The organism is Chryseobacterium sp. KMC2 (assembly GCF_016756935.1).
In the GTDB taxonomy this organism is placed as follows: domain Bacteria; phylum Bacteroidota; class Bacteroidia; order Flavobacteriales; family Weeksellaceae; genus Chryseobacterium; species Chryseobacterium rhizosphaerae.
This window is the reverse complement of sequence record NZ_JAESIT010000017.1, coordinates 83,774-110,273: the sequence shown is the minus strand read 5'-3', so window position 1 is coordinate 110,273 and position 26,500 is coordinate 83,774. Positions and strand designations below refer to the sequence as shown.

Here is a 26,500-nt window from a genome sequence, read left to right as displayed (position 1 = left end):
TTGTAATTTAGCAATTTCAATAATAAACATGAGACAAAAAATCACTATTTTATTTCTATTCTCTTTTGTATCAGCACTTTGGGCCCAAAGAAACACCATAGAATGGGATGGTTCAAAAATTCAGGATTTTGGTGATACAAAATTAATTCTTCCAAATTTCAAAAATGATGGTTTTTCGTTTAGCCAAAATAACATTTTTATCATAACTAAACAAAAAATAGGGGAAAAACAGCTGAGAGTTTCTGACCTTATTTGGGAGAATGTTTCCAACAAGGATTTATTTGAATTGGACAAAGGCAGCCTACCCGATTATGATATTGCGAATGTTTCATATTATACCCTAGAGGGAGAAAGCTATGCCAGTATTAATGTTGCTTTATTTAAAAATGTAAAAGGACGGGTTCAAAGATTATCTTCATTTAATGTTTCTGAAGCCTCTGCTCTGAACACTACAAATAATGTAAACAGAATAGGATCTACAGCCAACCCTCTTTCAAATGGAAGCTTCTATAAGATAAAGGTAGATAAATCGGGAATTTTTAAAATCACCTCTCAATTTTTAAAAGATAACGGGATCAACCCAGCATCTGTGAATCCTAAGAATTTCAGAATATATGGAAACGGAGGTCTTATGCTTCCGGAATTTAATCAGGATCCAAGATACAGTGCATTGCAGGAAAATGCCGTTCAGGTGGTAGGTGAAGATGATGGTGTATGGAATGACAGTGATTTTGCTCTTTTCTACGCTCAGGGACCGGATGGCTATAACCTTTATAATAGAGGTAATGGTAATGGTTATAAAAGAACAGATACCCGTTATGACAGAAGTGATAATGTCAAAAATATATATGAAGACTTTTCATATTACTATATTACCTTTGACAAAGGTCCGGGTAAAAGGGTTCCAACTATCGACGGAGACCTCCCTAACCAGCTGATCACAAGATATGATGACTACCAGGTGATCAACAATGATCAGAAAAATCTTATGAAAGTAGGTAGAGTGTGGTTAGAAGATGCCCCTTTCACTACCGAAAAAACAATAACCTTTACCACCAAATCCCCTATACAACCTTCGGATGTTATAAGGTACAGAACCAGAGTGGCTGGATACAGAGCACAAAAAAATACAATTGATTATAAAATCAATGATGTGAACCCTGCATCAGGGGCAGTTCCTGAAGACACTTCCAATTTCCAGTATAATCTTTATTTCCTGCTTCCCTACAACGGAACAGTAAGCAACCTGAGTGGAAATCAAATTACCTTTAAGTACAATCCCAATATTTCTATCAATCCTAACGGATCATTCTATATAGATTATACTGAAGTACAATATAAAGAGAATCTTGTATACAATGGTTCACAAATGAATTTCAGAGATTTCTCTCTGGTAAGCGGAAGTAATACCAACTATGGTTTCAGCATTTCCAATGCTTCCAATATAGAACAGGTATGGGATGTAACAGATATTACCAATGCCAATAGAAGAGTAAATAAAGCCGGTGCCGGAAGTTTCAATTTTGCTTATATAGCTGCTGATCAAAACTTCAATAATGAGTTTGTTGCTTTTAGAGCGGATGCTGCTTTTTCTCCACAGTTTGTAGAGAGAATTGGTAATCAAAATCTTTCTGCCTTACAAAATATAGATTATCTGATCTTAACGGTTCCTCAAATGATGGGGCAGGCACAAAGACTTGCCAGCTATCACCAGACAAAAAACAATTATAATGTAGAGATTGTAGATATCAATAAGGTATATCAGGAATTTGGAAGTGGAAGCAGAGATCTTACAGCTATAAGAGATTTTGTGACAAAACTGAATACCCCGCAGGGAAGACTTAAATATGTATTTATTCTGGGAGATACATCCTATGATTATAAAAATAAAGTTTCAAATAATTCCAATGTTGTTTCCAGCTACCAAAGTGAGCAGTCTTCAGACTATGTAGGTTCTTTTGTTACGGACGATTATATTGTCATGACGAAACCACAAACAGCAAATATTATTGAAAATAACCTGCCGGATATACCGGTAGGAAGAATTCCTGCATCAAATGCTTCTGAAGCCGGAGATATGATCAGCAAAACACTGGCATATTATAATGCATTGCCTGGGCAATCCAGTCCGTTTGGAGAATGGCGTATGAGGTTAGACTTTGTGGTAGATGATGACAATGACGACGGCCCTCCTTTCCACAATGTTATGAACACTACGCTGGTCAATGTATTTGAGCAGCCGGGACAGCAGCAGCTGAAAGAATATAATGTTAAGAAATTATACCTGGACTCTTTCACTGCTCAGAGTACAGCAGCAGGACAAAGATACCCACAGGTTAATCAGGCTATTTCCAATGCTATCGGAAACAGTATGTATCTGTTCTATTTCGGACATGGAGGGATCAACGGTTGGGCACAGGAAAGAGTATTAACCAGTACAGAAATCCAAAATTCCAATAACTTCTCTAATGTTTACAGCAGATTCCCATTTGTTTCTACAATTACCTGTGAATTTACCTTATGGGATGAACCTGCCACTAATTCTGCAGGAGAACAGTTCATTAAGCTAAAACAGGGCGGTGCTGCAGCCATGATTACCTCAAGCCGTGCTATTGGAGTAATCTACGGACGTCAGTTTACAGATACTTACACTAAAAATATCTTTAAATTGACTAATGATGACTTCGAAACATTAGGAAATGCTCATTTAACGGCAAAGAAACAAAGAGGAGCTGACCTTAACCATTTAAAGGTAAATCTTTTGGGTGATCCTGCTATGAAACTGAGCAGACCTCAGAGACTTTTAGTAATTGATAATATTGAAACTCCTGTTCCAGGTCTGATCAGAGGTTTGGATTTTGTGAAAGTAAAAGGACATATCAATAATTCGAACGGAACATTAAACAATACTTTTAACGGAAGAGTTACTATTAATATTTTCGATAAGAGAATCAATAAAAAAACATTAAATAATGATGGACACCTTAGTCCTATATTAGAATATACAGAAGAAGGAAGCCCTATTGTAAAAGCTTCGGGTGTAGCTGTAAACGGAGTTTTCACTGCCGAATTCTATGTGCCTAAAGATATTAATTATACTGTAGGACAGGGAAGAATATTAGGATATGCTGATAATAAGGTCATGGATGTTTTCAACAATCAGGCTGTACAGGTAGGAGATCTTAACCCTAACGGAGTTAATGATAACCAGCCTCCAAAAGTAAAGCTGTATATGAATAACACCAATTTTGCTGATGGCGGTATCACCAATCAAAACCCTACCCTTCTGGCTTGTCTTACCGATGATACAGGAATCAACTCTACAGGTTCAGGTGTGGGTCACGATATCACCGTATATCTGGACGGACAAATTATCAACACTATTATTTTAAATGATTTTTATGCTGCAGGAGAAGGAAACGGATGTTTAAATCCAAGTCTTGCCGAATACCAAAAAGGAAATGTAACTTACCCTTTCAGGAATTTAGCCATAGGCCAGCACCAATTATTATTTAAAGTTTGGGACATAAACAATAATTCGACAACTGCCACGTTAAATTTTGAGGTTAAAGATGAATCTGATCAACATTTGGTAATCAACCGTCCATTAAACTGGCCCAATCCTTTTACCAATAAAACTTATATCCAGTTTGAGCACAACTGTTCTGATATTCTGGATGTGAATGTACAGATTTACACGATAACAGGAAGATTGGTAAGAACTTTATCTCAGCCAGTGGTTGCAGAACCGTTCCTACAGGGCTTTAGAACACCTCGCCAGGCAATAGAATGGGACGGAAGAGATGATTTTGGGGCAACAGTAGCAAAAGGTACGTATATTTTTAAGATATTTGCAAAAAGCCAGAATCAGGAAAAATGCAAAGGAAGTGCTACAGCTGTAGAAAAAATGGTACTTTTGAAATAATTAGATAATACATAGATAATAATATTAATAAAAAACTGATAATATATAAAAGACAACATATGAATTTAACTACTAAACTGCTTTTAGGATTTGGGTTAAGTGCTGGTTTTCTAGGATATTCACAAGATCTAGGTAAAGTAGGTCCTGTATTAACCGGAGCACCTTTCCTAAGAATTGCACCAGATGCCAGATCAGGAGGTATGGGAGACCAGGGGGTTGTAACCTCTCCGGATGCATTTTCACAATTCTGGAATGCTGCAAAATATCCTTTTAGCAGAACAAGTTCTTCCATCGGTCTTAACTACACGCCGTATATGGGAAAACTTACTAACGATGTATTTTTACTATATGGAGCTTTCCATAAATTTTTGGGACAAGACGAAAGATCTACTATTTCCGCGAGTATTTATTATTTCAATATGGGTCAGGTGGACCTTACTCAGTTGGTAGGTACTGAAATTGCTTCCATGGGTACATCAAAACCAAATGAATTCTCTCTAGACGTTGCCTATGCTTTGAAGCTATCCGATTCATACTCAATGGCTGTAACAGGTAGATTTATCCGTTCAGACTTAGCCGGTGGATTCAATACAGATACAACCCTTAAGGCTGCTAACTCTTTTGCAGTAGATATTTCAGGATATTACAGCTCTCCAAAATTCACAGGATTAGGAGGAAATGACGGTAAAATTAATGCCGGTTTTGCGGTTCAGAACCTAGGTCCTAAACTGGATTATACAGGAAATGAAGAATCAAGATCTTATCTTCCTACGATGGCAAGATTAGGGGTTGGATATGACATGTACCTGGATGATATGAACAGAGTGGGAATTAGCGTGGAAGGTTCAAAACTTTTGGTTCCGGGATCTGAATATGTTGGAATTGATCCTAACACAAGACAACCGAGATATGAAATTCCAAATGTAGGTCCAATGGCCGGTATTGGAAAATCTTTCAAAAATAAAAACAGTATCATGTATAGTGGTGCTATTGAATATTCATACGACAATGCTTTCTCTGTAAGAGGAGGTTATTTTCATGAAAGTGAAGAACAGGGAGCAAGACAGTTTGCTACAGCTGGTATCGGATTGAATTACCGTTCTTTCGGACTTGATCTTTCTTATCTGATTAATATGTCTAAAATTAACAGTGCTTTAGATAACACTCTTCGTTTCGGTCTTACCTGGAACATTGGAGATGAAACATCTAATAACGACCGTTAACAGCAACATCAATATAATACAAAAGCCTCATCTGCATGAGGCTTTTTTTATTGGAAACAGAAGAAGGGCTTATTATCAATCATCAATATGCTTCGCTTGTCTCATTTTTTTCTGTCAATCCACCATTCACTTTATAACGCAAAAATGAACTGCCGGCAACACTTCTTTCCTACTATTAAAAAAATATAACATTTAAGTTTACAAAAGTCTCATCATTATAACTATTTTCTTAAATTCAATAGCTATTTTTGTAGTATGAACTATTCAGCAGAGCTAAAAAAATTTGTAACCAGTCAATATGTATATTCTGCCATTAGAATTACATTAGCTACTGTTCTGCCCTGTTTAGTCCTTGCCCACTTTGGGATTTTAAAGGAATATTTCCTCTTTCCTCTCGGAACCAGTTTTGTAGCTCTTACAGACCAACCGGGACCTTTCATCCGAAGAAGAAATGCACTCACTTTTGCCATCTGCTGTTTTGTCTTTGTAGCCCTTATTGCCAGCTTGGTCATGGACCTTAAACTATTAGTGCTCCTCGAAATCATTGTATTTGGAATGTTTTTCTCCCTGATCGGAGTTTATGGTCAGAGATTGGCTGCTGTAGGCTCCCTATCACTGGTTGTACTCGCCATCTTTATTGATGGCCATCTTACAGGAAGCAATATCTTAAAAAGCTTACTGATCTTTGCCTGTGGCTGTATATGGTTTTTACTTATCTTCCTTGTTGTAACTACCATCCGCCCCTATAAACTGGCTGGCCAGATGATTGGAGAAAACTATCTTCAGCTGGCAGAATTTTTAAAGATTAAGGCTAATTATTATCAGAAAAATCCTGATTTTGATAAACTGACCACTCAGGTTATCGCTAAACAGATTGAAATAAAAAACCTTCAGGAAGACACCCGGGAAACTGTTTTTAAAACAAGAACCATCGTTAATGAATCTACAACAACCAGTCGTTTGCTGATGTTGATGTTCCTGAACTCTATGGACCTTCATGAAAAACTGATGACCTCTGAGAGTGACTATCAAAAGCTACAGCAGAGTTTCGAGGACAGTATGATCCTGGTTAACATTCATGATTATCTGAATCTTTTGGCCGAAGAAATCACCAATATCGGAATTGCCCTCCAAAGTGGAACACGAGCAAAATCCATATTTAACCTGGAGCTTGAATTAAAGAACCTTAATTACAATTACTTCGAACTCAGAAATAAACAATTAAGCTCAGAAAATCTGGAAAATTTCATGATCCTGCGTCAGATCCTGATGCGTATCAATGAAATTACCAAAGAGATCAATGAGATTTATAAAGTATTTTCCCAGGATGTCAAGCTGGCAAAAAGTTTATCTACCGGTCTGGATCTGAAAAAATTTATGCCGAATGAGCCTAAGCTTAATGCTAAAGTGCTAAGGAATAACATTTCATTATCATCCTCTCATTTTCGCCATGCGATAAGAATTACTACCGCTCTGCTGGTGGGATACCTTTTCTCTATGTTTGATTTTCTGGGACTGGGACATACCTACTGGATATTAATTACCATTACTGCGATCCTAAAGCCGGCCTATTCCATTACAAAGCAAAGAAACCTGCTTCGTCTCTACGGAACCATTACCGGAGCTACTATAGCGTATATCATTCTGCATTTTATACACATCAACGGCGTTTTATTTGCCATCCTGCTTATAAGCATGATCATGTGTTTCAGCTTTTTAAAAGGACGGTACTTTTGGGCTGTATTATTCATGACGATCTATGTTTTCCTCAGTTTTAATTTCTTAAACCCTGGAAAGATAGATGTTATTTTCAAAGACAGAGTGGTAGATACAGCTATTGCCGGAATTATCGCTTTTGCAGTATCATATATTGTATTGCCGGTTTGGGAACACACCCAGAATTTAGATTTGATGAAAAAATCTGCTGCGGATAACCTCATCTATTTCCAGAGCGTGATTTCTAAATTCCTTGAAGGAAATTTTGACCTTGAAGATTATAAGGTAAAGCGAAAGAATGCAATTATTTCTTTGGCCAATCTTTCAGATAATTTCCAGCGAATGATTTCTGACCCTAAAAACCAACAGAAAAAACTGGAAGTAGTTCATCAATTTGTGGCTACCTCGCACCTGGTCACAGCCTATACAGCTTCTCTTTCTCAGTACTCCAAAAGCAATGAACAGTATCCTGAAATAGACGCCGAAAGCTGGAGCAGAAAAATTGAGGCTGAGATGCAGCAGACTTCCACCCTACTCAACGGTAATGATATCAGCGAAGCTCTTAAAATGGAAAGCCGTCTTGAGCCGGAAGACTCTTCCATTGAAGACCTGCTCTTGAAAAGAAAAACGGAGATCGAAGAAAATGAGATTATCGACAGAAGAGATCCCGATAAAATTTCACATTTAACGGAACTTAAAAATATCCATGATATCCTGGAACTGATTTATGATGTAGCCAAGGAACAGAGAAAAGTTATTGAAAAATACAGAATTGAGAAGCACGCTACTGCTACGCCTCCACAATCGTAAAGCAATAATCGTCAAAAAATTCTACCCTTGCCTTAAACTCATCTGAAAACTGCTCGTCATACACACGGCAGCTAATCTTATGAAGATGTTTAAGCTCAAAGGGTTTCACTTCATAGTTTTTCTTCAGAGACCAATATTTTGAATGGTGGATTTTATACATACTTTCCTTTACACTCCATATAATAGTATAAAAAGTATCTGCCTTATCTTCAGGAATGAATCCTCTTTCATTTTCATAAGTGAATTTATCAATCACCCTTAAAATTTTAGGATTGAATTTTTCAACGTCAATACCTATTTTGTTTTTAGAAATAGCAATAGCTGCAAATGGGAAAGAATGGGTAATGGAAATTTCCGCATCATGAGGAGAAAGAAAAGGTTCTCTTTCTTTATACAGAATTTTGGAAGATGGCTTTAGTCCTTTCAGAAGTTTGCGTACCATCAGAACTTCCAATAGTTTTTTGGGATGGTAATCCTTTACTTTTTCAGCATTTTCAGGCTCCAGAAGCTCGTGGATATCAAGTTCTTCGCTTTCGTCATACTTCCAAACAAGGATTGTGGCATTATCATCTGAAAAATCTCGGTAAAGGGGCATTCTTTTTTTATTGGGTAAAAATAGTGAAAAGAAGCGGAAATAGAAATAGGTGCAAACCGGAAGATAAAGAATCAAAGTGATTACAAGTTGCTCCCACAATTTACAGCAAAAGCATCAGGAAGATGAATCTTATAAAAACACCTGTTTTTCTACTATTGATTCCCAAACTAAAAGTGGTAAATTTGTTCTTATTCTTAAAAGTATAATTTTGGAAAAAATTGCTGTTATCGGAGGACTTGGCACTTTGTCGGGAGGTGACTTATTTTTTAAATTACTTAAAAACCAACGGGTATTAAAAAATCAATTACAGTATCACTTTGTATTTGAACAGCAACCTTATAGCCAAATCAATCTACCTTTATATCATGAAGAAGATATAAAGTCTAGAAAGTATTACACCTATAATGTCTGCAAAAAATTCGAAGCCCAGTCTTTAACCAAAGTACTTCTTCCCTGTTTTGCCAGCCATTCGTTTTTAGAAGAACTTCAAAAAGAAATCTCTATTCCGATCGTTAATATTTTCAAAGCATTAGCAGAATATATCAACTCAAGATTTAAAACTCCAATAAAAATAGGAGTATTAACATCTGATTATGTCAAAGAAAGCCATATGCTGAGCCAATATATTCCTGATCATGAATTAATATTTCCTTCCCATCAGCAAAGGTTAATGGAAGCTATTTATGGAGATCAGGGCATCAAAAATGGTTATTTTGACGGGCTTTCTTTAGAATATATCTACCAAGCTTGTACGGAACTCAATAGCAATGGCTGTGACATTATCCTACCCGGAATCACAGAGCTTTCTCTGATTGTAGAACAGCTATGGAAGCGGGGAATATCCATTCTTGATGTAAACCAGATCTATGCTGATTATGCTTTAGAACATGATAGCGATATAACTGCAAAACCATTTAAACTTGGCATATTAGGAGGTGTAGGCCCTTCAGCTACCGTAGATTTCATGAACAAAATTATCAAGAATACACCTGCACAAAAGGATCAGGACCATATTAAGATGGTTGTTGAGCAAAATCCTCAGATTCCCGATAGAACAGCCCATCTGATCTATCATGAAACAGATCCGAGTATAGCCCTGTTTTCCACTTGCAGACGTTTGGAAGCTGAAGGAGTTGACGCCATTGCTATTCCTTGCAATACAGCCCATGCTTTTGTACAAGATATTCAGGAACATTTAAGTATTCCGATCATCAATATGCTAACAACAACGGCTGAATACATTCGTGAAAGCTTTGGAGAATCAGTGAAAGTAGGATTATTGGCCACCAGTGGAACTATTGAAAGTAAAGTCTACCATAATATCCTGGAAGAATTTGGATTTGATGTTGTTATTCCCGATCAGGAACATCAAAATAATGTCATGGAAAGTATCTATGGTAAATTTGGAGTAAAGGCAGGGTTTACTGAGGGACTTTGTAAAGAGCACCTTCTTAAAGCAGCAGATTTCGTCATCAATAGCGGGGCCGAGGTTATTATACTCGGTTGTACAGAACTCCCTCTCCTATTTCCTATAGAAACTAAGATTGTCAAAAACGGAAAAAGCATTCCTTTGATTGACCCAACCTTAATTCTTGCAAAAAAAATAGTCCTGATTACAAAAAATGAAAGCAGCAACGAATAGAGAAAATGTTGGAAGATGGAAGTTTCTATTTGTTGATAAAAACAAAGGCAAACTTATTTAGAAAATCCATTCAAAAAAAATTACCCTTGGCAAGGTTTGAAACCTTGCCAAGGGTAATTAAATTTCATCTTTCAGCTCTCTTCTTATTTATTTAGACTGATGGTTCACATCATTTCTATGCTCAATAATTTCAAGATTGGAATCTACAAAGTAAGCACTTCCGAATCCGTTTACATAAGATCCTTTTACCGGTTGTAAAGCAATCAAAATAAAGTCACCCATTTCAGAAATGACATCCACTACTTTTCCGTGAGCTTCTTTCAATTTTGTAACTACGTTATTCCATGTTTCAGAGTCTCTTTCTATCTGAGAAGTTGTAGCTTCAATAGTCAGACGTTCTCTGGCATATATTTGTTTGGTAGCAGATTCATCTTCAATAAACATCATTGAGGTTTTTCTTCCTTCTGCAAGATTTTTGGTATGTCTCGCCATAAAAGATACCAGAATATAGAATGTATGACCATCCTGTACAAAAGGGGCATAGCTGGAATTAGGATTTCCTTCCGCATCTACGGTGGCCAGAACTACACTTTTACTTCTTTCTATAAGCTCTTTTACTTTTGGAGCAACGGGTTTTGCTTTTCTTTGAGATTCGTCTTGGGTATTGGTATGATTCATTAAGGTATTATTTATGAGATAAAAATAGTTATTTATATTAAGACTAAATAATTTTAAGCCATGTTTAATCTCATAAATCCGAACTCAGGCTGCCGTTTTTTTATCTTAATTATTAATTGTAATTTTGCATTTCATTATCAATTGAATTTAAAAACTATTCATTACATATGAGTACTACAACACAATACGTTCCTTATAAAGTTAAGGACATTTCCCTAGCAGAATGGGGAAGAAAAGAAATTACTCTTGCAGAAGCAGAAATGCCAGGCCTGATGTCTATTCGTGAAGAATATGGACCATCTCAGCCACTTAAAGGGGCAAGAATTGCAGGATGTCTTCACATGACAATCCAAACAGCTGTGCTTATCGAGACATTAGTAGCTTTAGGAGCTGAAGTTACCTGGTCTTCTTGTAATATTTTCTCTACTCAGGATCACGCTGCTGCTGCTATTGCTGCTGCAGGAATTCCGGTATATGCTTGGAAAGGATTAAATGAAGAGGAATTTGACTGGTGTATTGAGCAGACTTTATTCTTTGGAGAAGACAGAAAACCATTAAACATGATTCTGGATGATGGTGGAGATTTAACCAATATGGTTTTTGATAAATACCCTGAATTCACAAAAGATATCAAAGGTCTTTCTGAGGAAACAACTACCGGAGTACACAGATTGTACGAAAGAATGAAGAACGGAACTTTAGTAATGCCTGCTATCAACGTAAACGATTCAGTAACTAAATCTAAATTCGACAACAAATACGGATGTAAAGAATCTGCAGTAGATGCTGTAAGAAGAGCTACTGACGTTATGTTAGCTGGAAAAAGAGTGGTAGTTTGTGGATACGGAGACGTAGGTAAAGGTACTGCTGCTTCTTTCAGAGGAGCTGGTTCTATTGTTACGGTTACTGAAATTGACCCTATCTGTGCACTTCAGGCTGCTATGGATGGATATGAAGTAAAAAGATTAGATACTGTAGTAGATAATGCAGATATCATCATTACTACAACCGGTAATTTTAACATCGTAAGAGGAGAGCACTTCCTTAAAATGAAAGACAAAGCTATCGTTTGTAACATCGGACACTTCGACAACGAAATCGATATGGCTTGGTTAAACAAAAACTATGGTCAGACTAAATCTGAAGTGAAACCTCAGGTTGATATCTATACTATCGAAGGAAAAGAAGTTATTATCTTAGCAGAAGGAAGACTGGTAAACCTTGGATGTGCAACAGGACACCCAAGTTTTGTAATGTCTAACTCTTTCTCTAACCAGACTTTGGCTCAGATCGAATTATGGAACAACGCTGCGGCTTACAAAAACGAAGTATACATGCTTCCTAAGCACTTAGATGAGAAAGTAGCTGCTTTACACCTTAAAAAATTAAGCGTAGAGCTTGAAACTCTTTCTACAGAACAAGCTGAGTACATCGGTGTGGACGTAAAAGGACCATTCAAACCAGAGTACTACAGATACTAAGAGTTACATCAAAATATAATATGATCCCACTATTTGGAAATAGTGGGATTTTTTTTATTTAGACCTCCTAAGCATTCCTTATTTTTGAAAGCAAAAAATACAGTATAATGACTCAGGATTACCCGTATAGGTTATAGGAAAAGGGGGTCAGATGGAAATCTTTTCGTTCAGTACGATTATAAATACATCACTCAATAAGATAAGAGCTCTCCAATTTGGGGAGTTTTTTTATGAGGTGTGAATTATGGAGTGTGAGATTCGGGGTTAAATAATCCTTATAAATATTCAATAGGAACGGACTTTAGTCCGTTTTCACGATAGAATAAAATCAAACTGGCTTTAGCCAAAACATTAAAATTAATGAATGTATTTCACCGTATTTTGCCCATATTTTCTCTCTCCTAGAGCTCTGTTTATAAAAAATGAATATCTTAGCCTTCTTAAATAAAACATTAATCTATGAAAAAACAAAAAGTCTCGAATGCATTCATCGCTGCATCCTGGGTAGCATTGGGAGCAGGAATGGTCGGCTATATTGTAGGCCTTGCAAGAGCTGAAATGCTGTTGAACGAAAAAGGATATTATTTCACAATCCTGCTCTATGGCCTATTTGCGGTTGTTTCTCTTCAGAAAGCAGTCCGTGACAGATTAGAGAATATTCAGGTAACAGATATTTATTACGGGATCTGTTGGTTTGCAACACTATCATCTATTGTATTACTGGCGGTAGGACTTTGGAATGCTACCATACTTCCAAGTGAAAAAGGGTTCTATGCCTTTGCGTTTCTACTGGCACTTTTTGGAGCCATCTCCGTCCAGAAAAATACAAGAGACAATATGGTTCAGGACTGATAAAAAACCTTCCATTTTTATGTGGAACATATTTTATTTATCTTTTTTGATGTATACCTGATTCACGCAATCTCATTATCAAAAAAAACGTTCTGCAGTTCATTAAAAATGACACTGTTTCTTCAAAAATTTACTAAAAAACAAAAAGCCTCACTTTTCAGTGAGGCTTTTGAATATTATAAGTCCGTTACAACTATTGATCAAAATGATTAGGATGCTGTGCTTTGATATCATCTACAGTTCCCAGTACTTTATCTTTCAAAGAATCCTGATATTTCTGAAGATTTTCAGCTATCTGAGCATCTGCACTTCCTAAAATCTTTGCCGCTAAAATCCCTGCATTTAAAGCCCCGTTTAAGGCTACAGTGGCTACCGGAATTCCACCAGGCATCTGAAGGATAGACAGTACAGAATCCCATCCGTCAATAGAATTACTGGATAAAATAGGAACTCCTATTACCGGAAGTGTGGTACAGCTTGCTACCATTCCGGGAAGGTGTGCAGCACCTCCTGCACCGGCAACAATTACTTTCAGGCCTCTTTCTTTAGCCGTCTTCGCATACTCAAACATTCTTTCCGGTGTTCTATGTGCCGAAACAACGGTCAGTTCATATGGAATATCCAGACTTTTCAGAAAATTTGCAGCTTGTTCCATGATTGGCAGATCACTCTGACTGCCCATAATAATTCCTACCATCTTCAATTTTATTAGATCCTCAAAGATAAAAAATTAAAACCTCTTGTTAAAATTTAAGTCATCAGCCAATAATAAAAAAAATATAAATCAAAAAGAATTAATTACTCCCTATTCATCATATTCAACATTTAAAATAGAGGCGAAAATTCATTAAATATAGATCTGTATCAGTAAAAATTACACCAACTGTGCCCATCCCGTTTATTTAAAAACCGGTAAATTTGTCAATCACACCTTATTTACCCTTGAAAGATTATAAACTCATTTTTGCCGTTTTTACTGTTGCTATTGTTTGGGGAACTACATTTTTAGCCATTCGTGTCGCAGTAGAAACTATTCCCGCGTGGTTTGTTGCAGGAATCCGTCAACTTTTTGCTTCTATTATCATGCTATTTATTCTCCTTTCCCGAAAGGAATTTAAGTGGATTGGATGGAAAAATCTGGGGTATCAAGTTATTTTCGCTTCCCTAATGCTGGTTATAGCCAATGGAATGGTTACAGTAGCTGAAGAAAGCGTCACCAGCAGTCTGGCTTCTCTAATTAGTGCTTGTGCTCCTATTCTGGTGTTTTTAGGAAGTCTTGCCATTGGCCTGCAAAAATTCAGTTTTAGGGCTATGGCTGGTGTTTTGATATGTTTCAGCGGTATACTTTTTGTGTTCTGGGACGGCCTTAAAGATCTTGCCAACCCCCAATACAGGACAGGAATGATTTTCCTTTTCTGTGCTATTTCAGGATGGGCCTCGGGAACAATCTTTACCAAAAAAATGAATATTCAAAGCGGAAATATCACCCTGAACCTATTTTATCAGTTTCTCTTTGCGGGAGTCGTTCAGATCATTTTCGCCTTTATTTTTTCAGAAAATTACAACTTTGAAAACTGGACTTTAAAGAGTATCTCTGCTATGTTATACCTCTCTGTTTTTGGCTCGGTAGCTGCCTTTTTTGCATTCCATTATGCATTAACAAAGATCTCTCCGGTACAGGTTTCTATTATTGCCTATATCAATACTATTATTGCTATTTTCTTAGGATGGCTGATTATGGATGAAAAGATTTCTTTTAAATTTATTATTGCAACGGCCTTAATTATCTGTGGTGTCTTTATTATCAATTACAGACCTGAAATGTTTAAAAAGAAAAAGATAGAAAAAGCGGCAAGCATCTAATGGTCTCCATTTTTTAAAAAACCATTTATTTTTAGCCAGTTTAAAAATAATTTCGGCCATTCTTCAGTATTAGTCCCTTTTTTACCTAACCCCCAACCGTGACCCCCTGACTGGAATAAGTGCATTTCTGCCGGAACTTTATTATTTTTTAGCGCCTGATACATGAGAATACTGTTTTCTACCGGAGAAATAGGATCGTCTTCAGATTGTGCTAAAAAGGTCATAGGTGTCTGAGTTCCCACTTGCTTTTCAACTGAAAGTTTGGCTTCGCTCTCTACATCCCCATTCTTTCCCAATAAAGATTTAAATGAATGGGTATTATTGTTAGGTGGCAACATAGATACGATGGGATAAATCATGCCCGTGAAATTAGGTCGTGCCGAAACTAAATCCATAGCATCCTGTGGCGAATAATACGCTGTATTAAACGTAGAGGAAATATATCCCGCCAAATGCCCTCCCGCAGAAAATCCCAGTACCCCTATTTTACTGGGATCAATTTTATATTTGTCCGCATTGCTTCTGATTATTCTTAACGCGCGCTGAGCATCCTGAAATGGGACCATATTACTTGCCCATCCTTCTCCGGGAAGCCTGTATTCCAATTCAAATGCTGTAATTCCCAGTGACTTCAGTCACTCTCCGGTCGGATAACCTTCTGATCCTGATTCAATATGGGCATAACCTCCCCCACTTATCACCAATATGGCAATTCCATTGGGATTTGTTGGTTCATGAATGATTAATTGGGGAACAGCAATATGAGTTAATGAACCTTTTGGGGATACTTTATTTTCACCTGCTGGGCCTGGTCCATCCGGAATTTTTTCCCAAAGCAAAACAGATTGCAGCTTATCCTTAGCGGAGCTTGCTTCCTGTGCCAATAGCATATTGACTGAACAGAAAAGGAAAAGAAAAATATTTTTCATTTTTTAAATTTTTAGTTCCTAAATCAAATAATTCCCATTAATCAAAAGTAATAACTATTATGAACAAATAATGACAGGGAAACCACCAATGTTTTATTTATTATATTGTAGGGAAGCCATCTTTTACCTGAGGATATTTTTCACATTTCCTCTTTTTTCCTTATATTGTTATACTCAACCTACACAATATGCTAAAAAACACATTTTTTGTCCTTCTGGCAGCCTCTTTACTTTTGATCAGCTGTGACTTTAAAGAAAAAGAAAAAAACCTGACAGACCGAGAAAAACAATTGCTCGAAAAGGAGAAGATATTCGCCAAAAAAGAATCCGAATATCAGTCACTTCTTAAAATGAGAGACAGTGTTTTTGCTAAAAAGGATTCGGTAAAAATAGCAATATGGCCGGCAGAAATTTCAGGATCATGGAACGGAAAAGTAATCTGTACAGAATCCAACTGCAGTGATTATGCGGTAGGTGATCAGCGTACAGATATCTGGGAATTTGATAATGATTCTACCCAGCCGATCACAAAAATTATCAACAATAACAATCTGGTAAGACTTTATGCCGGTAAGTTTGAAAATAATGAGATCAAATTATCTTTTAAGACAGATTCTACGGCAAAAAAGAATGTAGAAATGAATGTCCTTCTTAACGATATTTCCGATAACAAAATCAAGGGAACCAGAACCATTACTTCTGATGGCTGCAGTGCCAAGTTCTCTGTTGAGTTAGTACGTTCCACAAAATAAGCACCTATGATGTTATTGAGTATACATAATCTGAGTCTTCCTATAGAAGATCCGGTACTGAAGTTCCTGTTGGTACTGGTCATTATCCTTGCAGCACCACTATTATTGAATAAAATTAAAGTTCCACATCTGCTGGGGCTTATCATTGCCGGAGCCATAATAGGACCTAATGGTTTCAATGTACTGTCCAGGGACAGCAGCATTGTAGTTACGGGAACTACCGGACTCCTCTACATCATGTTTCTGGCCGGACTGGAGATCGACATGGGTGATTTTAAAAAGAACAAATGGAAAAGTCTTACTTTTGGACTTTATACCTTTACTGTTCCATTTGTTTTAGGATATTTAGGCGGTTATTATCTCCTTCATTTCTCTATGCTGACTTCGATATTATTTGCCAGTCTTTTTTCTTCTCATACCCTTATCGCCTATCCATTGGTAAGTAAATTGGGGATTGCAAAAAATAAGGCCGTTAATATTACCGTTGGAGGAACAATGATTACAGATATTCTGGCTTTATTGGTTCTTGCCGTAATCGTTGGAATGTCACAGGGAGATGTAGGTACTGAATTTTGGGTGAAACTATCAGTTTCTTTTGTGGTTTTTGCCCTTATTGTACTTATTGTATTCCCTATTATAGGACGTTGGTTTTTCAAAAGGGTGGATGATAAAATCTCGCAATATATTTTTGTACTGGTCATGATTTATCTGGCCGCTATGCTTGCTGAGCTAGCCGGTGTAGAAGCTATTATCGGTGCATTCTTTGCCGGATTGGCATTAAACAGGCTTATTCCCCATACTTCTTCTTTGATGAACAGAGTTGAATTTGTAGGAAATGCGATCTTTATCCCATTCTTCCTGATCAGTGTTGGAATGCTGATCGACTTTAAGGTTTTCTTTAAAAGCTGGGAAACGCTGGAGGTAGCCGGAATTATGCTTGTAGCCTCCATTGGAGGAAAATATCTTTCCGCTGTAGCCACTCAAAAAACGTTCAGACTGACTAAAGAAGAAGGAAAACTGATCTTCGGACTAAGTTCTGCTTCAGCGGCGGCCACACTGGCATCGGTAATGGTAGGTTATAATATTATCCTCTCCGAAACCGAGACTGGAGAACCCGTAAGATTATTGAATGAGCATGTACTGAACGGAAGTATTTTACTGATTCTTATTTCCTGTACCATTTCCTCTTTCATTTCTATGGCAAGTGCCCAGAAAATTGCAGAAACGGATAATGAAGATACCGTTTCAGGGAACAGCCATGAAGATGAAAATATACTGTTAGCCATCAACCATGAAGAAACTGTGGAAAGAATGGTCAATCTTGGAATTCTCATAAAAGCCCACTCTAACACTGAAGACCTGTTTGCTTTAAATGTAATTAATGAAGATAAGAATGAATCTTCTGTAAAAAATGCGGAAAAACTTCTTCATCAGGCTACAGATGCGGCGGCAGCGGCAGATGTTAAATTACAAGCTTTAAAAAGGTACGACAATGATGTTATCAATGGGGTCAACAACGTAATTAAAGAACAGAAAATTACAGATCTTATTATTGGATTAGAAGATGAGAAGGGATTCTCTCCGTCTTTTGTCTATAACCTATACAATGGTTACCTTCAGAATGATGATGTGAATGTATTGGTATACCATGCAGCACAGCCTCTCTCTACAATCAAAAGGTATGCTGTGATGATTCCTGAAAATGCCCATAAAGATGCTGGATTCTTCCATGCACTTTTAAGGGTTTGGAATATTGCCAGAAATTCCGGGGCAACAATGGTTTTTTATGCCCCTGAAAACATTATTGATATTCTTCAGAAAATCATGAAGAAAGCCAGTATAGAAGCAGAATTTATTATCATGAGCACGTGGCAGGACGGTGAAAAAACAGCTGCCCAGCTTAAGGATGATGAAGCTTTAATTATCTTGATGGCAAAACGCGGTATGAAGTCTTATATTCCGCGAATGAGATTAATTCCTGAACTTTTAAACAGAAATCTGAGTGACAATAATTATCTTTTGATTTTTCCATTCTCAGAATATGATAAAAACAGCCCCGAAATACGCTCCGTAGGAAACCATGGAGACTTTGTGGAAATAGGAAATGTGATTCAGAATATCTTTAAATAATACCAGCTAGTTTAGCCATGCTTTTAGTCTTTAAAACAACATTGAAAACAAAGAAGATAATCCTTTTAACAGCAGCTTTAAGTGTACAGTTATCATTTGCTCAATTTGCAAAGATTGTAGATGAGGACGGCTATGTAAATGTAAGGGAAAATGCAGATGCCAACAGTAAGATCATTGGAAAGATCAATTCGGATGAAATCGTCTATATATTTGAAGATGACAATAAGAATTGGGCTAATGTAAGCAATGGTTACATTCACAATTCAAGACTGAAATATATAAAATCTTATCAGGCTGTTCCCCCCACTGTACGTGATGCAAACAAAGCAATCTTTAAGTCAGGAAATATTAAAGTAAATATTGTTTCCGGAAAATTTAATTTTAAGGAAAATGAAAAAGATTTTTCTTCAACACTGTATGGAGATTTCTATAAAGAGCAGCAAATTTGGGGAATAGACGGTACCATTCCTAAGACACACTATATTTCTATTACTGCACAAATGGGAAACAAAACCATTCAAATTCCTGCAAAAGAGATTGAGAATCTGTTCGAGATCAATAATAAATCTACAACCTGTTATTATGACCGTACCAATGATATTTTATACATATCCATGTTAAATTCTGATGGTGCCGGCACCTATGTAGCCCTTTTCACTATTGAGAAAGGGGAATATAAAGGAAGAACTTTGGAGATTCCTTTTTAATTTGGTTTCCAAGCTAGATCTTTTAATGAGCATTAGACTTTAGTTTCAATTTTGTATTTTGCCGCAAAAATAATTCATGAAACAAATTATCAAATTTTTCTTGATCTTTATACCAGCTATTACCTTTGCACAGGATCTTAAATATTCTGAAAAAGAACTTCAGCAGAAACTAGACTCCATCAAAACAGAGGCTAATTTACTTTTCTCTCATGAAAATGCCTCATGGCATGCCAGTGATCTGGCTAACACTAACCCTAAACTCCGTGAGAATATGGGAAGCTACCTAACCTATCAGTCAAAGGATATCATAAAAACAGTTTTTCTTAATAAAGACCAAAGTAAAATCATCGCTGAATATGACTTTAAAAACGACCAGAAATCACCTGTAAAAGAAAGCTTTACACAAAGAGAACTGGACAGTACAGAAAGTACTCTAAAGAACATTCATTCTGTGGTCATTCCGCAATTGTCAGATCCCAAATATGAAGTGGCATTACCACAAGGATATAGTCTGAACCTGATTCTTATTCCATTTAAGGAAAATTATAAAATATATCTGATTTCAGGAACTTCTCAATCCGGAATCATTCCGTTTGGAAATGATTATCTTTTTGTATCAGATAATAAAGGAAAGATTATTTCTAATCAAAAAATTCATTCAAGACTAGTGCCTGCTCAGGCAACAATGGGAGATGGAAGTATAGCAACAATGGTTACTCATAGTCATTTAAAAACCAACCCGTTTATTTCAGTTACGGATATCTGTACTTTTAAACTTTATGCTCCGCTTACAAAACTGGAAGAATTTTCTATTTACTCTCCTGCATTAGGAACTTATATGAAATACAATTACAAAAAGGATAGTATAGAAATAGTTAAAAAACCTTAGATATAAACAAAAAAATAGCTGTAGTTTTCTCTACAGCTATTTTTATATATTTCAATTCAGTTATTCTGAAATCACTCTCACCATTCCTTTCACCATGACAAGCTTTTCCATAAGCTCTTCTCTGGAATCTGCCAACACATTGATGTGTCCCATTTTTCTTCCAGGTTTGGTTTCGGTTTTTCCATATAAATGGATGTAGGTTTCTGGTAACTTAAGGACATCTTCCATTCCTTCGTATATTACTTTTCCTTCATACCCTTCTGCTCCTACCAGATTCAGCATACCGCTATAGGTAATAGCATCTGTATCCGCCAATGGTAAGTTCTTTACCACACGGTACATTTGCTCAAACTGTGAATTGGTATTTCCTTCCTGACTCTGGTGTCCCGAGTTGTGCAGTCTTGGAGCCGTTTCATTAACCCAAATTTTTCCTTCTTTGTCTAAGAACAATTCAATAGCAAATAATCCCGGAGAATTAACAGCATTTAAAAATTTCTCTGTAATAGAATCAATCTGGGATTGAACATCTTCAGTAAGAAGAACCGGACATACATTAAAATCCAGTAGATTCAATTTGGGATCAGCAACCATTTCCGTTACAGGGAAAATATTGGTTTCTCCTTTTTCATTTCTGGCTACAATTACAGATAATTCTTTATCAATATCCACAAGGCTTTCGATCACAGAGGCATCCTTCCATAAATGCTGGTAATCATCTTCCGTTTTGATCACCTGTACCCCTTTTCCATCATAACCTCCCGTATTCATTTTCTGAACAAACGGCAGGGGCATCATGATTTTGTCATCACTGTTCCAGACAATCTGAAATTCAGGGCTTGGGATATCGTGAGCTTTATAAAATTCTTTCTGAAGGATTTTTTGCTGGATGGTTTTGATAATACTCGCATTAGGAACTACTTTTATTCCCTGTTTTTCAAGTTCTGCCAAAGCATCCGCATTCACATGTTCTATTTCAATGGTAACCACATCTTTATCTTTTCCGAAGTTCAGAACCGTTTCATAATCATTGAAGTTTCCCTGTGTGAAATATGAAATATTATGACATGGTGCATCAGATGCGGGATCCAATGTATAAAACTCATCATCATATTTCAGAGCACTCTGTATCAACATTCTTCCCAGCTGTCCGCCTCCCAGAATTCCTATTTTCATTTTTTATTTTTATTAGATTTATTCTTATTGAACTTTATCAATTTTTAAGTATCCAAGTCCCATTGGGTTTTCCTGATTCTCTGCCTCAGTTTTTTTAAGAACTATAGAATATTTTTCTTTCATTTTCAGAGGAAGGATATCATTCACATTGAAGATATCATCGATATCTACTCCATGTTTATCATCTACATGGCTTACAGCTCCTTCAAATCCCATCGTCTGATAAAATTCGGTGGCTTTTGCCCTCTTAATAATCTCTCCCATAGAGGAGCCAACCATCAGATGCTGTTCATGAAATTCTTCAAAAAAACCTCTCTTATATCCTCCTAAATTAAGAAAATACAATTGTTCTTCAGATGCCTTTTCTCCTTTCTCAACAATCTGTACTTCATATCCATCTGCAAACTTAACCTCCTGATGACAATCAATATGTATCTTACCTTCTGCTTCCTTCCAGAAGTCTTTCATATCCGGAACCAAATCTTTAAGGCTTTCGGCAATTCCGAAAAATACATCGTGTTGTTCAATGTTTCTTCCTTTAGGCGTAGCCCCCAGGATAACATAAAATAATTTCAATTCATTTTTCATGCATACAAAAATACGTTAAATTTATCTTTTTCAAATGTTTGGCAGACTACTACAATAATTTTATATTTGTAACATTAATTGTAGTATGTCAGAAATCATCATACTCTTCCTTGGCGCAATTTCCGCTGGTCTTTTAGGTTCACTTACGGGTTTAGGAGGGGGAGTTATCATCATTCCTTTATTAACGCTGGGTTTTGGCGTTCCAATGCATTATGCCATCGGCGCTTCCCTCATTTCGGTGATCGGGACTTCTTCCGGTGCAGCAGTAGCCTTTGTAAAAGAAGGTTTTACCAACATGAGAATCGGGATGTTCCTCGAAATTGCCACCACGGCAGGGGCTATTATTGGAGCCTTAGTTTCAGGAATGCTTAATCCCAATACCATTGGAATTATTTTCGCAAGTATTCTGCTTCTGACGGTTGTTTTAAATCTTAAAGGAAAACCTGACCACCAGGAACCACTCATAAAAGGAAGTCTCGAAGACAAGTTAAAACTTTACGGAACTTTTCCTGATAAAGGAATCTTAAAAAGCTATTCTGCAAGAAATACAGTTCCTGGATTTTTGATGATGATGTTTGCGGGCGCCATGTCCGGACTTTTAGGAATAGGTTCCGGAGCTTTGAAAGTTTTGGCTATGGACAATATGATGAAACTGCCTTTCAAAGTTTCTACAACCACCAGTAATTTTATGATTGGAGTAACGGCAGTAGCCAGTGCCCTGATTTATTTTCAAAGAGGAGAAATCATCCCGGTTATCGTAGCTCCCGTACTGATAGGTGTGGTCATAGGAAGTTTTATTGGTTCAAAAACATTGATGGTTTCAAAAACTAAAAAACTAAAAGTATTTTTTGCCATTGTGATTACGATCCTTTCCATTTATATGATGTATAACGGTATCAATAAAAGCTTCAGATAATGAAAAAGAATTTTACAGACGTAGATCTGAACCGTTCCGTAGGAAATCTTCTAAGACTAGGTGTTATTCTATCTGTGGCTACTTCATTGGTCGGTTTCATCAAGCTTTTTACCGAAGGTTTTGAAATGCCCAAAAAATACACCTCTCTGGATATTGGCAACTCTTCAGAAAAGGTATGGGGACATTTTTGGACTTCTTTATGCAAAGGGGAAGGAATGGCTATTATTCAGCTGGGAATCCTTTTGTTGATCTTTACTCCTTTAATGAGGATCGTCTTCGCTTTAATAGGTTACCTAAAAGAAAAAGACTACGTATATGTAGTCATTTCCTCTATTGTTTTGGCCATAATGGCTGTAAGCTTTTTTGCAGGGTACGCTCACTAATCTTTATATTTCATAAAACTCCAGTGGCAGCTGGTCCGGATCCTGAGTAAAGAAAAATTCTTTTCCTGTGAATTCATCGATCCTGATCTCTTCACAATTTAATCCTTTATGTACTAATTCATTACGCTTTTCTGTAACATTCTCAACAGAGAAGGCAAGATGTCTCAGACCACAAGCTTCAGGGCGTGAAGGGCGCTGGGGCGGATCAGGAAAAGAGAACAGCTCAATAACGTAATGATCTCCAATCGCCAGATCAAGTTTGTAAGACTGTCTTTCTTCACGATAGACTTCCCTGATGATATTTAAATTTAAAATTTCCGTATAAAACTTCTTTGAAACGGAATAATCTGAACAGATAATTGCAATATGATGGATCTTCATCTTCATTTATATTTTTTAATCGTTGTATAATTAGGCTTTATTATTTTATTTCTCTGCAATTGTCTTTTCTTCTTGTATCGATAACATACTGAATCTTCCAGTCGCTATTTTGTTTTACGAGCTGAAAACTATTGGCTCCGCAATGGGAAAATTTGCCTTTCAGGTAGAAAGAATAAGGGGTGAATACACTTGCCAGATTTCCATCTGTATGCACAGCATCTACTAGAATCCTTTCCTCCAGGTCTCCTGTTGAAAATTTAGAAACAGATGCTATAAAATCCTGAATACTTTCATTTTTTACGGTTCCGTCTTTGGCTATCGTCTGAAGAACTGCATTTTCTGAAAAGGCAGATTTCAGCAGCTCAGGATCCGCATTCTTCATGCCAAGAAACAAATTTCGGATAGGTTTCTCAATGTCCTGATTCTGTTGACCAAAACAAAAAGTACTGATTACCAAAAGAATTAAGGCTATTTTATTTTTCATAATAATTTGATAAGATAAAACGAACAAATAAAAATATGAAAAAAAAGCATCTTATCCACAAAGTTTAAATGTGCAGCACTTGTTTTCTTCAAAAAATAAATTAATTTTATCCGTTGATTTTTACTATGTGGATTGTTTATATAATTTTAGCCATACTTTTAGTCGTTCTAACCCTACTTCCAAAGATTCAAAACTCTCATTGGATATTTCGGGTTCCTGAGTTTGCTAAAATACAGATAACTTATCTTATATCCATCACATTCATAATGGGTTTCCTGATTGAGTCGTCAGAATATTTCTTGTACTACCAGGGACTTTTAGTGCTTTTATTTATTCATCACAGCCATACATTAATTAAATACACACCACTTTATCCCGTAAAGAAGCACAGACAGCGCCGTGTATCTTCTGAAAAGCTACATTTTATATCTGCCAATGTATATCAGTTCAATAAAGAATACAACAGATTTCTAGACCTTATTAAAAAATACAGTCCGGATTTTTTCATGACAATGGAAAGTAATGGAGACTGGGAAAAAGCTATGAGGACTCTTGAAGAAGATTATCCCTACCAACATAAAGTAACTCTTGAAAATACTTACGGAATGCATTTCTACTCCAAAGTTGAAATAAAACATGCAGAAACCCATTATTTTGTAGCCGATGATATTCCCAGTATTGAAATTCATATGACCACTGATGATGGCTTTTCCTTTGTGTTCTTTGGTGTTCATCCACCACCACCTAGCCCTACGGAAGAAGAAACATCAAAAGAAAGAGACGGCGATCTTCTCAGCACGGCACAGTGTGTGAAAGACATTCAAAAGCCCGTAATTGTAGTGGGTGATTTTAATAATGTTGCATGGTCAAAATCGTCCATACTTTTTAGAAAAACAAGTCATCTGATTGATCCGAGAATCGGACATTCTTTTGTTTCTACTTTTCATGCAAAATATCGTCTTTTGAGATTCCCCATAGACCTGATGTTCCATAGTGAAGATATTTTCATCAAGGATCTTAAAACTTTGGAAAATTTCGGATCTGACCATCTTCCTGTGTATTGTGAATTTTTTATTGATCATCACAATGATGAACAAGAAGAGCTTATAGAGACTGCTACTTCCGATGAACAAACTGAAGCTAAAAAAATGATACAGGAAGGAATAAAAGAGAATGGAGATCGTGATACAGTTGTAACGGAGGACTAATTATAAAAAGCCTCAAAAATAAAATTAACAGGGTTTTGCACAATTCTATTTTTGAGGCTGATTTTTATCAATATTGTATTTCGGTTCTAAAACCTCATCACATCCTTTACTACTCCATTCTTCTGGGTGTGCTGCAGCAGCTCTTCTTCAATGAATGTTTTTATTTTATCTTCAGTTCCGTTATTTGGGAATAAAAGGTGAACATTGGCCCCGGCATCCAGTGTAAAGAATAAAGATAATCCGGTTTCTTTTCTAAAATCCCAAATCTTATTGATCACTTCCAGTGTTCCGGTTCTCATCAGAATAAAAGCAGGATCACTCATCATCATCATCGCATGAAGAGTAAGCGCTTCATGTTCAACCAATTTAATAAACTGGTCCATGTTTCCACTTTTCAGGATCTCTTTCATCGGAACAAAATTTTCTCTTGCTTCCTGAAATCTTCTTTCTGCATATGGATTGGTCTTCATTAAACCGTGTCCCACTGTAGAAGAAACACTTTTCTGCCCCTCATGGATTAATAAAACCCAGTCATTAAAGCTTTTGAAAGTATCGTGAATCTCATGATCCGGATAAGGTACAGCAAATAGATCAGAACTATTCTCAACCTCATCTGTTTCTCCCCAAACCACCAATCCGTTATATAGGCTTCTGCATGCGCTTCCGCTTCCTAACCTGGCTAAGAATGAAGCCTTTCTTAAGGATCCTTCTTCAGAAGTTTTTCCTGTAAACATTTCATCCATTGTCATCAGGCATTTAGCAATAGCTCCAAATCCTGAAGCTGAACTCGCTATTCCTGAACTGTGCGGGAATGTATTTTCTGTTCTGATAATATATTTTCCTTTTAAGATCCAAGGTAAATACTGCTCAATATTCTTGAAATATTTTTCAATTTTTTCGGCAAACTTCACTTCCTCATTTCCTGCCAGAAAAGTCTGCACAGAAAAAGGCTCAGCAGCTACAAACTCCATGGAAGTATTCGTTTTACAGTGGTTTAAAGTATAACTGATACTCGGATTAGCAGGAATCTGATTCTCATATTTTCCCCAATACTTAATCAGGGCAATATTAGATGGACAGCTTTCTGAAACAGTTTGTGATTGAATCGTAAAGTTTGGATTTCCTATAAATTCTTGTGTTGTCATCGTTTATTTTAAGTAATAAGACTTGATTTT

At 36.6% G+C, this 26,500-nt stretch carries 24 protein-coding genes; 14 read left to right on the top strand and 10 right to left on the bottom strand.

The window, feature by feature from the left end:
* Positions 1-28 precede the first annotated feature (28 nt).
* The 3 genes from porU to JML65_RS18265 all read left to right on the top strand — a co-directional run bounded on the left by porU (position 29) and on the right by JML65_RS18265 (position 7,674).
* A complete protein-coding gene (gene porU / locus JML65_RS18275; RefSeq protein WP_202271648.1) occupies positions 29-3,925 on the top strand; it encodes a type IX secretion system sortase PorU in 3,897 nt (1,298 codons plus the stop codon).
* Positions 3,926-3,984: 59 nt separating this feature from the next.
* Positions 3,985-5,148 carry a type IX secretion system outer membrane channel protein PorV gene (porV, locus tag JML65_RS18270; RefSeq protein ID WP_047487403.1) on the top strand — a complete coding sequence of 388 codons (1,164 nt, stop codon included), beginning with the start codon at positions 3,985-3,987 and terminating at the stop codon, positions 5,146-5,148.
* Positions 5,149-5,403: 255 nt separating this feature from the next.
* Positions 5,404-7,674, top strand: coding sequence for an FUSC family protein (locus tag JML65_RS18265; protein WP_047487400.1), 2,271 nt, complete (start codon positions 5,404-5,406; stop codon positions 7,672-7,674).
* On the opposite strand, the gene JML65_RS18260 is transcribed toward JML65_RS18265, so the two are convergent.
* Positions 7,655-8,269, bottom strand: coding sequence for a 4'-phosphopantetheinyl transferase family protein (locus tag JML65_RS18260; protein WP_115918572.1), 615 nt, complete (start codon positions 8,267-8,269; stop codon positions 7,655-7,657). The two genes, JML65_RS18265 and JML65_RS18260, sit on opposite strands and share 20 nt — an antisense overlap.
* Before the next feature lie 208 nt (positions 8,270-8,477).
* Here JML65_RS18260 and JML65_RS18255 point away from each other — a divergent pair, with 208 nt between their 5' ends.
* Positions 8,478-9,911, top strand: a complete 1,434-nt coding sequence (locus tag JML65_RS18255) for an aspartate/glutamate racemase family protein (RefSeq protein WP_202271647.1) — start codon at positions 8,478-8,480, stop codon at positions 9,909-9,911.
* A gap of 147 nt (positions 9,912-10,058) precedes the next feature.
* Here the strand turns inward: JML65_RS18255 and JML65_RS18250 are convergent, their stop codons facing one another.
* Positions 10,059-10,589: a pyridoxamine 5'-phosphate oxidase family protein gene (locus tag JML65_RS18250; RefSeq protein ID WP_084086249.1), complete on the bottom strand. Its 531-nt coding sequence runs from the start codon at positions 10,587-10,589 to the stop codon at positions 10,059-10,061.
* A 167-nt stretch (positions 10,590-10,756) separates the two neighbouring features.
* Between JML65_RS18250 and ahcY the strand changes: the two genes are divergently transcribed.
* Both ahcY and yiaA read left to right on the top strand, forming a co-directional pair.
* Positions 10,757-12,070 carry an adenosylhomocysteinase gene (gene ahcY, locus JML65_RS18245; protein ID WP_047487392.1) on the top strand — a complete coding sequence of 438 codons (1,314 nt, stop codon included), beginning with the start codon at positions 10,757-10,759 and terminating at the stop codon, positions 12,068-12,070.
* Between the two features lie 459 nt (positions 12,071-12,529).
* Positions 12,530-12,922: an inner membrane protein YiaA gene (yiaA, locus tag JML65_RS18240; RefSeq protein WP_084086250.1), complete on the top strand. Its 393-nt coding sequence runs from the start codon at positions 12,530-12,532 to the stop codon at positions 12,920-12,922.
* A 193-nt stretch (positions 12,923-13,115) separates the two neighbouring features.
* Here the strand turns inward: yiaA and purE are convergent, their stop codons facing one another.
* Complete coding sequence (purE, locus tag JML65_RS18235) at positions 13,116-13,619, bottom strand: 5-(carboxyamino)imidazole ribonucleotide mutase (protein WP_047487386.1); 504 nt, start codon at positions 13,617-13,619, stop codon at positions 13,116-13,118.
* 245 nt (positions 13,620-13,864) lie between these two features.
* Between purE and JML65_RS18230 the strand changes: the two genes are divergently transcribed.
* Complete coding sequence (locus JML65_RS18230; protein ID WP_047487383.1) at positions 13,865-14,785, top strand: DMT family transporter; 921 nt, start codon at positions 13,865-13,867, stop codon at positions 14,783-14,785.
* On the opposite strand, the gene JML65_RS18225 is transcribed toward JML65_RS18230, so the two are convergent.
* Positions 14,782-15,405, bottom strand: coding sequence for an alpha/beta hydrolase (locus tag JML65_RS18225; RefSeq protein WP_317194086.1), 624 nt, complete (start codon positions 15,403-15,405; stop codon positions 14,782-14,784). The two genes, JML65_RS18230 and JML65_RS18225, sit on opposite strands and share 4 nt — an antisense overlap.
* A gap of 15 nt (positions 15,406-15,420) precedes the next feature.
* Positions 15,421-15,714, bottom strand: a complete 294-nt coding sequence (locus JML65_RS18220) for a hypothetical protein (protein WP_202271645.1) — start codon at positions 15,712-15,714, stop codon at positions 15,421-15,423.
* Between the two features lie 188 nt (positions 15,715-15,902).
* On the opposite strand from JML65_RS18220, the gene JML65_RS18215 reads away from it, so the two are divergent.
* The 4 genes from JML65_RS18215 to JML65_RS18200 all read left to right on the top strand — a co-directional run bounded on the left by JML65_RS18215 (position 15,903) and on the right by JML65_RS18200 (position 20,192).
* A complete protein-coding gene (locus JML65_RS18215) occupies positions 15,903-16,466 on the top strand; it encodes a hypothetical protein (RefSeq protein WP_047487378.1) in 564 nt (187 codons plus the stop codon).
* Positions 16,467-16,472: 6 nt separating this feature from the next.
* The gene (locus tag JML65_RS18210; RefSeq protein WP_115918582.1) at positions 16,473-18,596 is read left to right on the top strand and encodes a cation:proton antiporter; all 2,124 of its coding nucleotides are present in this window, start codon (positions 16,473-16,475) and stop codon (positions 18,594-18,596) included.
* A 41-nt stretch (positions 18,597-18,637) separates the two neighbouring features.
* A complete protein-coding gene (locus JML65_RS18205) occupies positions 18,638-19,303 on the top strand; it encodes an SH3 domain-containing protein (protein WP_202271644.1) in 666 nt (221 codons plus the stop codon).
* Between the two features lie 76 nt (positions 19,304-19,379).
* Positions 19,380-20,192 (top strand): hypothetical protein, encoded by an 813-nt coding sequence (locus JML65_RS18200; RefSeq protein ID WP_202271643.1) that lies wholly within the window; start codon positions 19,380-19,382, stop codon positions 20,190-20,192.
* A 60-nt stretch (positions 20,193-20,252) separates the two neighbouring features.
* On the opposite strand, the gene JML65_RS18195 is transcribed toward JML65_RS18200, so the two are convergent.
* Positions 20,253-21,365 (bottom strand): 5-(carboxyamino)imidazole ribonucleotide synthase, encoded by a 1,113-nt coding sequence (locus JML65_RS18195; RefSeq protein ID WP_047487371.1) that lies wholly within the window; start codon positions 21,363-21,365, stop codon positions 20,253-20,255.
* 24 nt (positions 21,366-21,389) lie between these two features.
* Positions 21,390-21,941, bottom strand: a complete 552-nt coding sequence (locus JML65_RS18190) for a DUF1543 domain-containing protein (RefSeq protein ID WP_047487895.1) — start codon at positions 21,939-21,941, stop codon at positions 21,390-21,392.
* 97 nt (positions 21,942-22,038) lie between these two features.
* On the opposite strand from JML65_RS18190, the gene JML65_RS18185 reads away from it, so the two are divergent.
* Entirely contained in the window at positions 22,039-22,869 is an 831-nt protein-coding gene (locus JML65_RS18185; protein ID WP_047487368.1) for a sulfite exporter TauE/SafE family protein, read from the top strand.
* The gene (locus JML65_RS18180) at positions 22,869-23,252 is read left to right on the top strand and encodes a DUF1634 domain-containing protein (RefSeq protein WP_047487366.1); all 384 of its coding nucleotides are present in this window, start codon (positions 22,869-22,871) and stop codon (positions 23,250-23,252) included. Before JML65_RS18185 ends, JML65_RS18180 begins: the two co-directional genes overlap by 1 nt.
* A gap of 3 nt (positions 23,253-23,255) precedes the next feature.
* Here JML65_RS18180 and JML65_RS18175 read toward each other — a convergent pair whose 3' ends face one another.
* Positions 23,256-23,633, bottom strand: coding sequence for a VOC family protein (locus JML65_RS18175; protein WP_047487892.1), 378 nt, complete (start codon positions 23,631-23,633; stop codon positions 23,256-23,258).
* Positions 23,634-23,673: 40 nt separating this feature from the next.
* The gene (locus tag JML65_RS18170) at positions 23,674-24,117 is read right to left on the bottom strand and encodes a nuclear transport factor 2 family protein (protein ID WP_084086255.1); all 444 of its coding nucleotides are present in this window, start codon (positions 24,115-24,117) and stop codon (positions 23,674-23,676) included.
* Between the two features lie 266 nt (positions 24,118-24,383).
* Between JML65_RS18170 and JML65_RS18165 the strand changes: the two genes are divergently transcribed.
* The gene (locus tag JML65_RS18165; protein WP_237390931.1) at positions 24,384-25,325 is read left to right on the top strand and encodes an endonuclease/exonuclease/phosphatase family protein; all 942 of its coding nucleotides are present in this window, start codon (positions 24,384-24,386) and stop codon (positions 25,323-25,325) included.
* A gap of 86 nt (positions 25,326-25,411) precedes the next feature.
* Here JML65_RS18165 and JML65_RS18160 read toward each other — a convergent pair whose 3' ends face one another.
* Complete coding sequence (locus tag JML65_RS18160) at positions 25,412-26,470, bottom strand: diphosphomevalonate/mevalonate 3,5-bisphosphate decarboxylase family protein (RefSeq protein ID WP_084086257.1); 1,059 nt, start codon at positions 26,468-26,470, stop codon at positions 25,412-25,414.
* Positions 26,471-26,500: the final 30 nt, after the last annotated feature.

Bases quoted from the DNA above. Each gene is read 5' to 3' on its own strand.
- porU (WP_202271648.1), top strand. From the start codon at position 29: ATGAGACAAAAAATCACTATTTTATTTCTATTCTCTTTTGTATCAGCA.
- porV (WP_047487403.1), top strand. From the start codon at position 3,985: ATGAATTTAACTACTAAACTGCTTTTAGGATTTGGGTTAAGTGCTGGT.
- JML65_RS18265 (WP_047487400.1), top strand. From the start codon at position 5,404: ATGAACTATTCAGCAGAGCTAAAAAAATTTGTAACCAGTCAATATGTA.
- JML65_RS18260 (WP_115918572.1), bottom strand. From the start codon at position 8,269: ATGCCCCTTTACCGAGATTTTTCAGATGATAATGCCACAATCCTTGTT.
- JML65_RS18250 (WP_084086249.1), bottom strand. From the start codon at position 10,589: ATGAATCATACCAATACCCAAGACGAATCTCAAAGAAAAGCAAAACCC.
- ahcY (WP_047487392.1), top strand. From the start codon at position 10,757: ATGAGTACTACAACACAATACGTTCCTTATAAAGTTAAGGACATTTCC.
- yiaA (WP_084086250.1), top strand. From the start codon at position 12,530: ATGAAAAAACAAAAAGTCTCGAATGCATTCATCGCTGCATCCTGGGTA.
- purE (WP_047487386.1), bottom strand. From the start codon at position 13,619: ATGGTAGGAATTATTATGGGCAGTCAGAGTGATCTGCCAATCATGGAA.
- JML65_RS18220 (WP_202271645.1), bottom strand. From the start codon at position 15,714: ATGAAAAATATTTTTCTTTTCCTTTTCTGTTCAGTCAATATGCTATTG.
- JML65_RS18215 (WP_047487378.1), top strand. From the start codon at position 15,903: ATGCTAAAAAACACATTTTTTGTCCTTCTGGCAGCCTCTTTACTTTTG.
- JML65_RS18210 (WP_115918582.1), top strand. From the start codon at position 16,473: ATGATGTTATTGAGTATACATAATCTGAGTCTTCCTATAGAAGATCCG.
- JML65_RS18200 (WP_202271643.1), top strand. From the start codon at position 19,380: ATGAAACAAATTATCAAATTTTTCTTGATCTTTATACCAGCTATTACC.
- JML65_RS18195 (WP_047487371.1), bottom strand. From the start codon at position 21,365: ATGAAAATAGGAATTCTGGGAGGCGGACAGCTGGGAAGAATGTTGATA.
- JML65_RS18185 (WP_047487368.1), top strand. From the start codon at position 22,039: ATGTCAGAAATCATCATACTCTTCCTTGGCGCAATTTCCGCTGGTCTT.
- JML65_RS18180 (WP_047487366.1), top strand. From the start codon at position 22,869: ATGAAAAAGAATTTTACAGACGTAGATCTGAACCGTTCCGTAGGAAAT.
- JML65_RS18175 (WP_047487892.1), bottom strand. From the start codon at position 23,633: ATGAAGATCCATCATATTGCAATTATCTGTTCAGATTATTCCGTTTCA.
- JML65_RS18170 (WP_084086255.1), bottom strand. From the start codon at position 24,117: ATGAAAAATAAAATAGCCTTAATTCTTTTGGTAATCAGTACTTTTTGT.
- JML65_RS18165 (WP_237390931.1), top strand. From the start codon at position 24,384: ATGGGTTTCCTGATTGAGTCGTCAGAATATTTCTTGTACTACCAGGGA.
- JML65_RS18160 (WP_084086257.1), bottom strand. From the start codon at position 26,470: ATGACAACACAAGAATTTATAGGAAATCCAAACTTTACGATTCAATCA.